At 40.9% G+C, this 13,223-nt stretch carries 15 protein-coding genes and 2 pseudogenes; 14 read left to right on the top strand and 3 right to left on the bottom strand.

Features of this window, described 5'->3' with window-relative positions; genetic code table 11:
• The 12 genes and pseudogenes from VFW36_RS07100 to mrdA form a co-directional block, all read left to right on the top strand.
• Window positions 1-481, top strand: a pseudogene (locus VFW36_RS07100) (ATPase); the annotation flags it as partial.
• Entirely contained in the window at window positions 478-1,254 is a 777-nt protein-coding gene (locus VFW36_RS07095) for a TatD family hydrolase (protein WP_329658112.1), read from the top strand. The pseudogene VFW36_RS07100 and the gene VFW36_RS07095, both read left to right, overlap by 4 nt.
• A gap of 15 nt (window positions 1,255-1,269) precedes the next feature.
• Window positions 1,270-2,487 (top strand): lytic transglycosylase domain-containing protein, encoded by a 1,218-nt coding sequence (locus VFW36_RS07090; RefSeq protein ID WP_329658111.1) that lies wholly within the window; start codon window positions 1,270-1,272, stop codon window positions 2,485-2,487.
• A gap of 25 nt (window positions 2,488-2,512) precedes the next feature.
• Window positions 2,513-3,286 (top strand): septal ring lytic transglycosylase RlpA family protein, encoded by a 774-nt coding sequence (locus tag VFW36_RS07085; RefSeq protein WP_329658110.1) that lies wholly within the window; start codon window positions 2,513-2,515, stop codon window positions 3,284-3,286.
• A gap of 1 nt (window position 3,287) precedes the next feature.
• On the top strand, window positions 3,288-3,860 hold the full coding sequence (gene hisB, locus VFW36_RS07080; protein WP_329658109.1) for an imidazoleglycerol-phosphate dehydratase HisB: 573 nt from the start codon (window positions 3,288-3,290) through the stop codon (window positions 3,858-3,860).
• Window positions 3,857-4,348, top strand: a complete 492-nt coding sequence (locus tag VFW36_RS07075) for a KdsC family phosphatase (protein WP_329658108.1) — start codon at window positions 3,857-3,859, stop codon at window positions 4,346-4,348. The genes hisB and VFW36_RS07075 overlap by 4 nt, the downstream gene beginning before the upstream one ends.
• On the top strand, window positions 4,349-4,858 hold the full coding sequence (lptC, locus tag VFW36_RS07070; RefSeq protein WP_329658107.1) for an LPS export ABC transporter periplasmic protein LptC: 510 nt from the start codon (window positions 4,349-4,351) through the stop codon (window positions 4,856-4,858).
• A gap of 9 nt (window positions 4,859-4,867) precedes the next feature.
• A complete protein-coding gene (gene lptA, locus VFW36_RS07065) occupies window positions 4,868-5,359 on the top strand; it encodes a lipopolysaccharide transport periplasmic protein LptA (RefSeq protein WP_329658106.1) in 492 nt (163 codons plus the stop codon).
• Window positions 5,356-5,967, top strand: coding sequence for a ribosome biogenesis GTP-binding protein YihA/YsxC (gene yihA / locus VFW36_RS07060; protein WP_329658105.1), 612 nt, complete (start codon window positions 5,356-5,358; stop codon window positions 5,965-5,967). The genes lptA and yihA overlap by 4 nt, the downstream gene beginning before the upstream one ends.
• Window positions 5,964-6,425, top strand: a complete 462-nt coding sequence (locus VFW36_RS07055; protein ID WP_329658104.1) for an N-acetyltransferase — start codon at window positions 5,964-5,966, stop codon at window positions 6,423-6,425. The genes yihA and VFW36_RS07055 overlap by 4 nt, the downstream gene beginning before the upstream one ends.
• Window positions 6,392-6,847, top strand: a complete 456-nt coding sequence (locus VFW36_RS07050) for a hypothetical protein (RefSeq protein ID WP_329658103.1) — start codon at window positions 6,392-6,394, stop codon at window positions 6,845-6,847. The genes VFW36_RS07055 and VFW36_RS07050 overlap by 34 nt, the downstream gene beginning before the upstream one ends.
• On the top strand, window positions 6,844-8,649 hold the full coding sequence (gene mrdA / locus VFW36_RS07045; RefSeq protein WP_329658102.1) for a penicillin-binding protein 2: 1,806 nt from the start codon (window positions 6,844-6,846) through the stop codon (window positions 8,647-8,649). Before VFW36_RS07050 ends, mrdA begins: the two co-directional genes overlap by 4 nt.
• Here the strand turns inward: mrdA and ybeY are convergent, their stop codons facing one another.
• Together ybeY and VFW36_RS07035 are read right to left on the bottom strand one after the other, a co-directional pair.
• Complete coding sequence (gene ybeY, locus VFW36_RS07040; protein WP_329658101.1) at window positions 8,650-9,072, bottom strand: rRNA maturation RNase YbeY; 423 nt, start codon at window positions 9,070-9,072, stop codon at window positions 8,650-8,652.
• Window positions 9,073-9,273: 201 nt separating this feature from the next.
• Entirely contained in the window at window positions 9,274-11,298 is a 2,025-nt protein-coding gene (locus tag VFW36_RS07035) for a hypothetical protein (RefSeq protein ID WP_329658100.1), read from the bottom strand.
• 284 nt (window positions 11,299-11,582) lie between these two features.
• Here VFW36_RS07035 and queC point away from each other — a divergent pair, with 284 nt between their 5' ends.
• Both queC and VFW36_RS07025 read left to right on the top strand, forming a co-directional pair.
• A complete protein-coding gene (gene queC, locus VFW36_RS07030; protein WP_329658099.1) occupies window positions 11,583-12,248 on the top strand; it encodes a 7-cyano-7-deazaguanine synthase QueC in 666 nt (221 codons plus the stop codon).
• On the top strand, window positions 12,241-12,879 hold the full coding sequence (locus tag VFW36_RS07025) for a SprT family zinc-dependent metalloprotease (protein WP_329658098.1): 639 nt from the start codon (window positions 12,241-12,243) through the stop codon (window positions 12,877-12,879). Before queC ends, VFW36_RS07025 begins: the two co-directional genes overlap by 8 nt.
• Here the strand turns inward: VFW36_RS07025 and VFW36_RS07020 are convergent.
• Window positions 12,876-13,223 (bottom strand): annotated as a pseudogene (locus tag VFW36_RS07020) (hypothetical protein); the annotation flags it as partial. The gene VFW36_RS07025 and the pseudogene VFW36_RS07020 sit on opposite strands and share 4 nt — an antisense overlap.

The raw sequence follows: 13,223 nt of genomic DNA, 5'->3' as shown, positions 1-13,223 counted from the left end.
GCTCTATCTGCGGGAAGCGACATTAGTGCTGGAACCCTCACCCCTCTCGATGAGTGGGTGCGACAAAGCGCTATTGGGGTTGAGCGGAACCAAACTCGATAAGCTCAGTTCGGGTGAGTTTAATCGCTTGCGTTTGGCTCTATTGGCGCTGGGAGTTGAGACGATGCAACACAGCGGCGGGGTATTGATGCTCGATGAGATCGATGCAAATCTGAGCGGCGAAGAGTCGATGAGCGTCGCCAAAGTGCTTCGCCACCTCTCAACACGCTATCAGATCTTCGTTATCTCGCATCAGCCGCAGCTCACCTCGATGGGACATCAGCACTTTTTGATCTATAAAGATGACGAAAGCCGTGTTCGTGAGCTGAACGACGAGGAGAGGATCGAAGAGATCGCCCGTATCATCAGCGGTGATGCCATCAGCGATGAGGCTCGCGGATTCGCGCGTGATTTGTTTGAACGTGCACGAGGGAAGCTATGATTATTGATACCCATATCCATCTCGATGACGAACGCTACCGCGAGGATTTCGATCTTATGTTGGAGCGCGCCCATGAAGCGGGAGTCAATGCATTTATCATCCCCGGAGCACACCCCGCGACATTAGATCGTGCAGTAGAGCTGTGTGAACAGTATGCAGATATCTATTTTGCCGTTGGGGTTCATCCCTATGACATGGAGCATATCGAATCGGTCGATTTTGAGCGTTATGCGGCTCATCCTAAATGTGTCGCTATCGGGGAGTGCGGATTGGATTATTTTCGTCTAGAGGGCTCTGATGATGAGAAACAGAGCGAGAAAATCCGTCAAGCCGACGTGTTTCGTGCCCATATCCGATTTGCTAAAGAGGTTCAAAAACCCCTCATCGTCCATATCCGTGATGCGTCGCATGATGCGAAGATGATTCTCCTCGAAGAAGATGCCGGTATCGTCGGCGGAGTTCTTCATTGTTACAATGCCGACGATGAACTTTTATCATTAGCCAAAGAGAACTTCTATTTCGGAATAGGGGGCGTTGTGACGTTTCAAAACGCTAAAAAACTCATCAATGTTTTGCCCAAAATACCGCATGATAAACTGCTGATAGAGACGGATGGTCCCTATCTCACCCCGCATCCGCATCGAGGAAGCCGAAATGAGCCATCCTATACGCGTCTGATCGCCGAAAAAATGGGGGAAATCTTAGAGTTGGACTCCGATGCCGTTGCCTCTTTAACCACTCGAAATGCCCTCAACCTATTTGGATTAGGATAGCACTATGGAGGGGATATGAAGCATTTTGTATTATCAGTACTGATTATCCCTTTATCCCTTTTTGGGAGCGGATTTGATCCGAATGATCAAAAAAAACTTGAAGTTCTCCGCCATTTTGACATCCCTTCTTCGTATTTACACGATCCTTATCTGCATGATACCTATGACCAAAAAAAACGCGAATGTACCCTACAGGGATTCACTGATATTTCAGAAGAGGGGGATGTGTTTATTCCGATGCTCTCTTCTCTGATCGCTCAATCCGATTTGCCGAGTGAGTTTTTATTTGTTGTTTTGGTTGAATCACAGCTCAACGGCAATGCGACATCCTCACGTGGTGCCGCCGGACTGTGGCAGTTTATGGAACGGACGGGGAAACTTCAAGGGTTACATGTCAACAAGTTTGTGGACGAGAGACGTGATCATATCAAATCGACCCGCGCTGCCATCGCGTATCTCAGTACACTAAAAAAGCAGTTCGGTAAATGGTATTTGGCTTTGATCGCATACAATTGCGGTGAGGGGCGATTGACTCGTGCCATTGCAAAAGCCGGAACAACCGATATTCAGGTATTAACCGATCCGAAACGTGCGTATATCCCGCCTGAGAGCCGAAACTACATTCGTAAAGTTGTTGCTTTGGCATTCTTGGCAACGGACGATGTCTTTGTTTCAAAAATGCAATACGACACCTTTTCGGAGACCACGAAGGAAAACCCGATTGCTACCGTCTATTTGCCGGAGGGAGAAAATATTGACCGCATCGCCGCAGTATTGGAGATGCCGAAAAAATCTCTGATACGGCTCAATACCCATTTAAAAAAGGGGATTACGCCGCCAAATGAACAATCCTATCCGGTCTATATTCCGCAAAGTAAATTAGATGAGTTTCGACAAAAATATCGCCCAAAAACACTAAAGGGGTATTTTGTCATGGATAGAACGAAATCGGGAGAGTCTCTGGATCAACTCTCAAAACGTTACAATGTCCCAAAAACCACCATTATGATGGAAAATATGATTGGGGATGATGAACGTAATTTGAATAGACGTGTTAAAATTCCGATCAATAAGCCGTTCTTGACTAACTCGCGTCTACACACCGTAAAATCCGGTGAAACCCTTGCTTCAGTCGCAAAATTGTATAATATAACACTAGAACAGCTAAAAAATAAAAATCCGTTTATGTCGAATTCGTTACATGAGGGTGAGGAAGTAAAAGTTGGTGATTAGAACCGTTTTGACAATAGTAATGATTATGATGGGTGGATGTACCACCAAAACCGGTTCGTATTCGTATCAGCCGACTAAACCGTCACAAAAGTATCCTTCAGAACAACTCGCATCCAATGCTTCAACAGTGTATAAAAGCAACGGCGAATATCAATCGACTATGCGTCCTTATACCGTGTTTGGAAAAGAATATTATCCTACGGTCGTTCATGTCGGGGATACGTTTAGCGGAAAAGCGAGTTGGTACGGTACTGATTTCCATGGTAAATCAACCTCCAGCGGTGAGGCATACGATATGTATGCGCTCACAGCAGCGCATAAGACTTTGCCGATGAATACCGTGGTTCGCGTGACCAATACACAAACCAATGCACAAACTGTCGTTCGGATCAATGACCGAGGCCCTTTTGTCGAAACACGAATTATCGACCTATCATACGCAGCAGCAGAGCAAATAGGTGTTACGAAACACGGAACAGCAGAGGTCACTCTGGAAGTTTTGGGATTTGAACCCTCTTCGGTACGAACTATCGATATGGCGCGATTGTCCAAAGGTCCAAAGCAGAGCGTGTTAAACAACTTTTTTGTCCAAATCGGATCCTTTGAGCGGTTTGAAGGGGCAAAAATCACCAAAGAAAAATACGCTTCCTTCAACGGCTACTCTGCAATCATCAAAGATACAGAGTATAATAACAAACGACTATTTCGTGTATGGCTCGGCGGATTTAAAAGTGAAGCCGAAGCGCGCGATTTCATTTCACGGGGCTATTTTCAAGGCTCCTTTATCATAAGGGAATAAGATGATCCAAAAAAAACGTCAAACCAAAGAGACCGATATTGATTTGTCACTCCGCATCGCAGGGGAGGGCAAAAGCACGATTTCGACCAAAGTGGGCTTTTTGGATCACATGTTGGAGAGCTTCGCTAAACATGCACAGATCGATTTGATGGTTGAGTGTGATGGGGATGTACACATCGACGATCACCACAGTGTCGAGGACATCGGGATTGTTTTAGGGCAAGCACTGCGTGAAGCTATTTACCCGATTGAGAAAGTGGAGCGTTTCGGAAGTGCGGTAATCGTTATGGACGAAGCCGCGGTTAGCTGTGATTTGGATTTGAGTAACCGACCGTTTTTAGTATACGATGTCCCTGTCTCAGGAAAGATCGGATCGTTTGAAGCAGAACTCGCCGAAGAGTTTTTTCGTGCAGTCATCTTTAATGCCGGTATCACGGCGCACATTATTATGCAACGGGGAAAAAATAAACATCACATTATCGAAGCGGCGTTTAAATCATTGGCGGTAGCGCTTCGCCGTGCACTGGCACGTAACGATCGTGCCGGAGTGCCAAGCACCAAAGGTGTTTTATGATCAAACTGTTGATTTTGGATGTTGACGGATGTATGAGTGATGGTAAAATCATCTACACCGCCGATGGGTTAGAACTCAAAAACTTCAATGTCAAAGACGGCTTTGCCATAAAGGCATGGGTTAAAATGGGCCATACTGCCGCGATCATTACAGGTCGTGACTCCTCTATCGTTACGAATCGTGCCAAAGAGCTTGATATTGCTCATCTCTACCAAGGGGTAAAAGATAAACGCGCCGTAGCTATCGCTATGTGTGTTGAGCTAGGGATTGAGCCGTATGAAGTGGCGGTAATCGGTGATGATTTGAATGATTACAATCTTTTGCAGTGGGCCGGTCAAGCGTATACGCCACAGGATGGTTCCGACTATCTTAAAAGCTTTGCCGAGGTATTAGAACACCGCGGCGGCGATGCGTGTGTTCGTGAAATGATTGAAAAAGTGATCCGTCGCAACGGTGAAGAAGAAAAATTTTTATCACTTTGGATATAAATGTCAATTAACTTTTTTTTCCTTCTACTCGTCGGATTATTAATAGGAATGTACGGCTATTTCAATCCGGATTACTCCGCTTTGGATGATAACAAAGAGACCCCTCAGATTGAGCTTTCACACTTCACCCTTTATGAGATTTCTCAAAAAGGGATCGATCATATCTTGCAAGGATCGGAAGGGAAAAAGTTTGAGTCGTATTATGTGATAACATCAGCAAAGTTTAGCGATAATACGAAAAATTTATTTCAATCAGTTCGATCCGATAATGCCGATTATCGAAATGACATACTCAAGCTAAACGGCAACGTCCGTTATGTGCGAGAAGACGGTTTGGAATTTCGTTCAAATGAAGGGACTTACAACTCAAAAGAGTCTTTGATTAAAACTCAGGGGACATTTGTAATAACCCAAAATGCCAATCGGATCGATGGGACGACGCTACATTATAACACTGCGCAAGATACAGTATCCGCTAATCGTGTTATCGGTGTTTACCAATTAAAATAGGGACAATTTATGATACAAAAACTACTCATTTTGACATTTGTACTGCTCAGTAGTATTTGGGCGGAGGAACTAAAAGTTATTTCTGATAATTTCAAGGGTGATCAACAAAAAGGGATTTCCGTTTTTACCGGAAAAGTCAAAGTTACCAAAGGGCTTGATGAACTTAATGCTTCCAAAGTCACTATTTATACCGACAAAGATAAAAAGCCTATCAAATATTTAGCGGAGGGCGATGCCTCTTTTTACATCGTAACCGAGATGGGTGAAAAATACAAAGGTAAATCACAAATTGCTATTTATCTTCCGGATTCAAGCGAATATCAGTTTTTTCAAAAAGTTGATTTGATCCGATTGGATGATTATCGACGGGTTAAAGGGGATAAAGTCATTGTCAACACGGTAGTGGGCAATGCATCCGCAGAAAGTGCCAACAATGATCCCGTAGTCATGACGTTTACCCTTCAAGATAAAAAACCAAAAGAAAAAAGTCCTACTAAATGATTGAAATTATTGACTCTTTTTTCGTTACTTCCGCACCGAATATCCGTTTAGCACCGGAAAACGAGTACCAAAATGAAGTTGCGTTCATGGCCCGCTCCAATACGGGGAAAAGCTCTTTGCTCAACACCCTTACCAAACGCAAATCGCTTGCAAAAGTTTCGGCAACACCAGGTAAAACACGTCTGATCAACTATTTCGATGTAATGTTTGCCGATCGTGAAACGAATGAGCGGTTGAGTGCCAAATTTGTCGATTTGCCGGGATTTGGGTATGCTAAAGTCGCGAAATCGCTAAAAACGGACTGGGAAAGCAATCTTACCAATTTTATCGCTGATCGAAAGCAGATCCGTATATTTGTCCATTTGATCGATTGCCGCCATCCCGATTTGGAAATCGACGCATCGGTAAATAGTTATTTAAATGAAGTTTGTACTCCCGATCAAAACATTGTGACTATTTTTACGAAGATCGACAAACTAAACCAAAAAGAGCTCTCTGAACTCAAAAAACGGTTTCCGGGTGCACTCATGGTGTCCAATTCGAAACGCAAAGGGGTGGATGCTATCGTTGAACACCTGTATCGATTACTCAAAAGTGATGATCAATGAGTATCACCTATATCAAACCGACGCTGCGTGACATTCCCTTTATGCAGCAACTGGTAGCGCCGGAGATAGAGAGCGGGGTTATTTTGCCGCGCAGCAACGATGAAATCGCAACCAACATCCGATCTTATTTCTTAGCACAAGACGGAGAAAAACTGGTCGGATTTGTGGCGTTGCACATCCACTCTCCCGCTTTAGCCGAACTACGATCAATGATCATCGATACGGCCTATCGCGGACAAAATATCGGTAGCACATTGGTCGAAAAGGCGTGTGAAGAGGGACGCAAGTTAGGATTAAAAGAGGTATTGGCGTTGACCTATCAGCAACGTTTTTTTGAACGTTTGGGATTTGTCGAAATACCCAAAGAGTCTATCCCTGAACATAAAATCTGGGCTGATTGTATTAAATGTAAGCACTTTCCGGTATGCAACGAAGTCTCCCTAATCAAAACGTTATAAGTCGGCTTTTTTTAGTCGTACTTTTTATCGGTTACATTAGCTTAAGCAGTATCTATCTGCTGATGCCGCCGTTATTGGCGATTTTATTTTACGCATACCACAATGCGTTATCTAAATATGACCTTTTCGGTTTGGTCACTATCATCATTATGATGTTGGTTTTGGAAGCTGAAAAAGGGTTTTGGTTTGGAAGCACCGTCTTGTTTTTTACCCTCATGTCACACTATATTATCCCTAAAATCGAGCAGGTAATACGTTGCAGAATCTGTATGGCGGCTATTTATGTGGGGCTTGCTTATCCCGCTTATTGGATATATGTGTGGTTTGTCAATCAACTTTTTTTGTTAAGTGTTCCAATGATTGATTGGCATATTTTACTCTATATGATTATTGAATTCTTAGTGATTGCGGCGTTGATATGAAGATTAAAATTATACTTTCCCTTTTTGTTATTGTTTGGATCGGGCTAATCGTGCGGGTATTTCACCTTTCGGTTCAATCCAATGACTATTATGAAACTCTTTCTGAAAACAACAGTATCAAATCCGAACTTACCGCACCGGTACGCGGTGAGATATTGGATCGAAAAAATGAGCCTGTGGCGATCAATGAATTGGGATTTAAAATAGCGTTTGCCCCCCATTTGACCAAAGGAAAAGATCGAACACTTCTCAATAAAGAGATTGCTTATTTGATCTCTATGATTCCGACTTTGGACGCTGATAAAATTGCTAAAACCTATATTCAGGAAGACTCGTACTACAATCACTCCTTTATCGACGTTGTTGATTTTATACCGCATGAAACAGTGATCCCTATTTATTCGATTATAAACCTACGGGGAACGATGAAAATTTCACCGTCTCCGAAACGTTTGTACCCCTACGGGCTTGTGGGGGCACATTTAATCGGCTACGTCGCAAAAGCGAATCAGAAAGAGATTGACGCAGATCCATCTTTACAGCTTTTAGGGCATGTCGGTAAAAACGGCATCGAAAAATATTACAACAAGTATTTACAAGGGGTTGCAGGAGAACGCCGTATCAAAGTCAATGCCCATAATGTTGAGATTGAAGAGATAGGGCGTAGTGCAACGCAGGAAAATCATAACATTATCTTAAATATTGATATGAATCTTCAAAACTTCATTACACAGGCTTTTGAGAAAAGGGTGGGTGCTATTATCGTAATGGACATTCACGGTGCCATATATGCCGCCGGAAGCTATCCCGAATATGATCTTAACCGATTTGTATCGGGGATCAGTTCTGAGGACTGGAATGCACTCATGACCAGCGTCGATTCGCCGTTTACCAATAAAATGGTCAACGGACTCTATCCTCCCGGTTCAACCATTAAAAATAATATGGGATTGCTCTATATTACCTCCGGTGTATGGAATGAAGATACCACCATCATGAGTACCGGATCGATGCGTTTAGGAAATAGAACTTTTCGTGACTGGAAAAAAACCGGACATGGGGCAACCAATATCACTAAAGCGATCATAGAGAGTTGTGATGATTATTTTTACCAAGGTTCCATTCAAGTCGGAATCGATCGTATGAGTAACGGTCTTATACGGATGGGGTATGGTAAGAAAACCGGTATTGACCTACCAAACGAATTTATCGGTACCGTTCCGGGTCGTGCATGGAAACGGGAAAAATTCCATAAAGCGTGGTATCAAGGGGAGACGCTTAATACCTCCATCGGGCAGGGGGATTTACTCGTTACTCCGATGCAAATAGCACAACAAACCGCGCTTATGGCTACCGGAAAGCTTCCGGTTCCCCATGTAGCCAAAATGATCGGCAATGCCCCCTATACACCTGCACCGTTGGATGTTTTAACCCCTGCGGAAAAAGCAAAACTCCCTATCATCCAAAATGCGATGCGCGGTGTGTGTAATAATCCGGGAGGGACGGCAAAATCGTATGTCTCAACCCGTTTCCCGATTGCAGGTAAAACAGGTACAGCGCAAACGACGGGAATCAGTCAAACCGTAAAAAATCGCCTCAATGAAAAAGATATGGAATATTTAAAACGCTCTCATGCGTGGTTTACGACCTATGGACCTGCCGATAATCCGCAATTTATCGTTACGGTCATGGTAGAACACGGAGGACATGGAGGGGAAGCAACGGGTGGGATGGTATCGTCTATCTACAACAAGCTCGATGATCTAGGGTACATCAAAAAAACTCCTCCGCCGGAGCAATAACTACTCTTCGAGGGTTCGGACGATCAGGCTTTTTGGGAGATTGAATTTTTCGATCAGCTCTATCTCTTTTTGGCGCATTTCGCCGTTATCGACTTCGTGATCAAATCCTTTGAGATGTAAAAGCCCGTGGATAAAGAGGAGGGCGATCTCGTCATTTTCGCTGTGTCCCAGCTCTTGCGCGACACTCGCGACTTTATCGACGCTAATGACGATGCTCCCTAGAGGTGCATTGGGGAAAGGATCACTCGGAAAACTGAGGACATCGGTCGCTTTATCGATATTACGGAATTCACGATTGATCTCGGCTATTTCAGCATTATCGGTTAGGATCAGCTCAATCTCCTGATCGGTCAAATAATCAGCGATGTGTTCCAGCAATAGGAAATCATAGGTTTTGTCGGTTCGGTTATCAAGTTCTATCATGGCGGTATTGTAGCATAAGCTCTGAATATCTATAAATGTGCCCGAAAATTGGGCTTTTAATCAACCTAAAATAAGCAAAATGTCGGTCACTGACAAACTGAAAACATACCTAAGCTGAATTATAAAATCACACTAAGATATAGGCAAAAACGACTAGTGTGACAGAAATACTATGCACTGTTGAAGCAAATATAAGGTGGATTATTCATCCACACCATGTTTTAGGTGAGTTTCAAGAGCTAACTTTTTAGCTTTATTCTCTTCTATTAAAATATTTTGTTTTTCAATTTGTAGATTTATTTCATGAATGTTATCTTTTATCTCTTTTTTCTTTTTTCCACCATACAAATTAATGAAAAGTCCTATTAATGCAGTGATTACACCAGCAGTTTTTATATCATTGTTGAACCACCATATAAAGAGAAACAATACAAAAATAGAAAAATATACTTTTTTGTTATGTTTGTAAAATAGTGAATCTTCTTTGATAGCTATATTTTTTTGAAGAATATCAATTTCTCTTTTATACTCTTCATTCTTTGTGTTAATTTCATTCATTTCTTGTGAAATAGAGAGTTTTTTTTCTAGTATTTTTTTTTCTTTTTTTTCATTTTCAAGATTAGTATTAATCTCATTAATTTTTTCTTGAGATTTTGCATGAATTTCTTTCAATTGCTTGACTTCTTCTTTGTCTTCTATTAATTTCGCTACAACAGTATTAACATCTTCTAAGCTTAATTCCGAAGACGTCGATTTTTCTTTTAATACATCAAGGACGTTGACTGACTCATTAATTTTGTAGAACAGAGCTTTTTTCTTATATATTTCATCAACATCTTGTTGATTTAATTCATACAAAAACTTTTCCCATACATCATCTAGTATCTCTGTCTTTGATGAATAAAATGAGAGTATTTCATCATACGGGATATAACCATCATCAATTTTTTGATCTTCACTTCGACTTAACCAATAAAAAAGTGTTATTGTGTCTGATAGTACAACTTCAGGCTTCTGGGAATTCTGAAAAGTATGAAAAAAAGTTTTATCTCTTGTGATGAAAGTATATGCGACATCAAAAACTTTATCATTGGGAAGGCTGGCATTTAATCCTTTTACTGATTTCACTACATTTGCATCATGGATTATTCCATCAATATTTATCTCAAAATCCAAAAAATCTTTGCTATCGCTACCTGCACTATTAATTTTTTTTGCCGTTCTGGCACTATAGAGATTGGAAAAATAAATATCAGACTGAAGCGTATCATTCTCATCTTGATCAGAAAGAAAGTATTTTCGATAGGGGGAAGTTGATAATTCTTTAATTCCCTTTTTTCTTAAAAAAATATCAATACCATCAATCAGTTCTAAAGTTCTTTCTCTATTATAGCCTTTGTAATAAAGAAAATGAAACACACTGCTATCTTGAATAAGATTTGTGTTTTTACTCAGTTCATCAAATCTTGCGACATATGCTTGAAATAATTTTTTTACTTCATCTACTGTAATATCTAATATACAAAGTTGGATATCTTGATTTTTTAATAGAGAGATCATTTCATTTGATGTTTTAACAAAATATTCTTTTTGAAAATCAAGTAACGCAAATATAATATTAGAGTCAAGAATATAATTGACTTTTTTATATTGTTTTGTCACAGTTTTTTCATCAAAATTTTTAACAAATGAAAACATTAAAATTGCTTTTAACAATTTTTCAAACTTTTCTTTTTCTGATGATTTTTCTTTTAATTCTTTTATGAAATTCAAAAAGAAAACTTTATTCTTTCTGTCTACATCATTAAGTTCTCGGTCCAGTAAAATATTTTCGGCAAATATACTAATAAATTGTACTAGATCAAAAAAATAATCCTTTTGAACAGTATAATTATTTTCTTTTGCATAAGCTTCAAAATCTTGAATCATCTCAGATAGCCAATCCGCATCATAATTTATTTCACTAAAATCTTTTTGACATTCAAAATAATCATCTTTTATATATTGAAAATCTTCTTTCAGCTCGTAAATAATTTTTGTTAATATCACAGTAGGAATTTCAATGTTTAGGTTTTGTAAGTAAGTATATATATCTTTAATTGTAATGAACTTATTGCTGTGTTTTTTGTAAACAGAATATAAAATTATTGGCCCCACATTTTTTGAAATTGTGTTATAAATGCTTTCAGCAGATACGCTTATTAATGAATACCCAATTTTGTTCATAATTTTTTCCCTAGTTATATTTTTTTGCATGATATAATATTTAGCATTAAAAATTAACAATTCAGAGTTTAATTTTCTAATATCAGACTAAAATACAAACCTTGCAATAAATCAAATATTGAAATATCTACAAAATACGGTCAGGCGTTAAATATTAACTTCCTCATAATACGAGCAATTCAATCAAGATTTTTTAGATTAAAATTGAAAATGAGACCTATAATTTAATATAGTCAGATTAATACATAAGGCTTGCCCTGCTAAAATCTCACAAAGGGATAATCATGAAGAAAAAAGCACTTTGTATTATGAGCGGCGGGATGGATTCGACCCTCGTCGCCTACATTATGCGCTCACGAGGCTATGAGATTGTAGCGCTTCATTTTAACTACGGTCAACGTACCGTTACAAAAGAGCTCTCCTGTTTTCGCGCTATCTGTGCGGAATTAGGGGTGAGTGAGAAATACGAAATCGATCTTGATTTTTTCAAAACCATCGGAGCCTCAGCATTGACCGACCATACGCTCACAGTCCCTACAGGCGGGATTGAAGCGGGTGTCCCTATCACGTACGTTCCGTTTCGCAACGGAATCTTTCTCTCGATCGCAACGGCGATTGCCGAAAAAGAGGGGTGTAGTGCTATCGCTATCGGTGTGGTCGAAGAGGATAGCAGCGGTTATCCCGATTGCCGTGAAAGCTTTATTGAGACGTTTCAAAAGGCGGCAAATTTGGGAACGAAAGAGACCACCCATATCACGATCGAAATGCCCTTAGTTCATCTTCAAAAATCTCAAATTGTCCAAGAATCGATTAAACTGGATGCTCCGCTTCATCTGACATGGAGCTGTTACCAAAGCGAAGAGGTGGCGTGCGGTGTATGTGACAGCTGCCGATTGCGTCTACGAGGCTTTGAACGTGCCGGAGCGGTTGATCCTATAGCATATGTTTGATCCTCACACCTCACCGATAACGATCCATTATCGTCCCCGAAATCGTAATACCTACATTACGATTACCCACAACGGCGAGGTGTGTGTACGGTCCCCCATCAAAGATGAAAAACGGCTGCGTTTGATTTTACGGGATCGTGAAAGCTGGATACGCTCCAAACTCTCCGCCATCGCTGCCTCACCGCTCGCCCATCACACCCTCGGCGAAACGATCCGATTTCGGGGGGAGTGTATCCCCATTACACAATTGCCACATCTCTGCGAAACCCTCCAAAGAGCTAAAAATAGTATTGATATTGAAAAATATTACACCAATTTTTACAAAAATGAGGCAATTTTGACACTTCCATCGCGTCTAGCACATTATGAACGAAAGATGGGTTTGCACCCCAAAGAGATACGATTTAAAAAGATGCGCAGGCGTTGGGGAAGCTGTAGTAGTGAAGGAGTCGTCACGCTTAATACGATGATGATGCAGCTTTGCTATGAGCACATCGACTACATCATTGTTCATGAGCTTGCCCATCTGCGTCATATGAACCACTCTAGGGAGTTTCATGCGTTGGTACGAACGATATTGCACAATGAGAGAGAATTACGACGTGAATTAAAACAGGTACGGATCGGTTAGAAATCGAGTTCCAACTGTTTCATAGACGAACGAGAGGGATTGAGTATCCCTTTATCCACACCGGCTACGAGGGCAAAATGGAAACTTTTGGACTGCAATATTGCCAGTACCTCTTCGGTATAACGGTAAAAAATGAAGTTTTCAACCCCGATGGTCAAACTGGAGCGCATCGTGTCGGGGAGGAGATAGATGATCTTCGCCCACGAAGCCTGAGAATCGAGAAAATCGATCTGTTCATCGATGAGCTCTAACAACGGCTCGAATATCACTACCCGATCACTGCTTCCGAACTCTTTGCTCTCCAAGCGTGAATTGGTAAAGACAGGGATGAAATGTCCCATTTT

Source organism: Sulfuricurvum sp. (assembly GCF_036279695.1).
In the GTDB taxonomy this organism is placed as follows: Bacteria; Campylobacterota; Campylobacteria; order Campylobacterales; family Sulfurimonadaceae; genus Sulfuricurvum.
The sequence above is the reverse complement of the archived record's forward strand: the minus strand, read 5'-3'. Positions and strand labels throughout refer to the sequence as shown.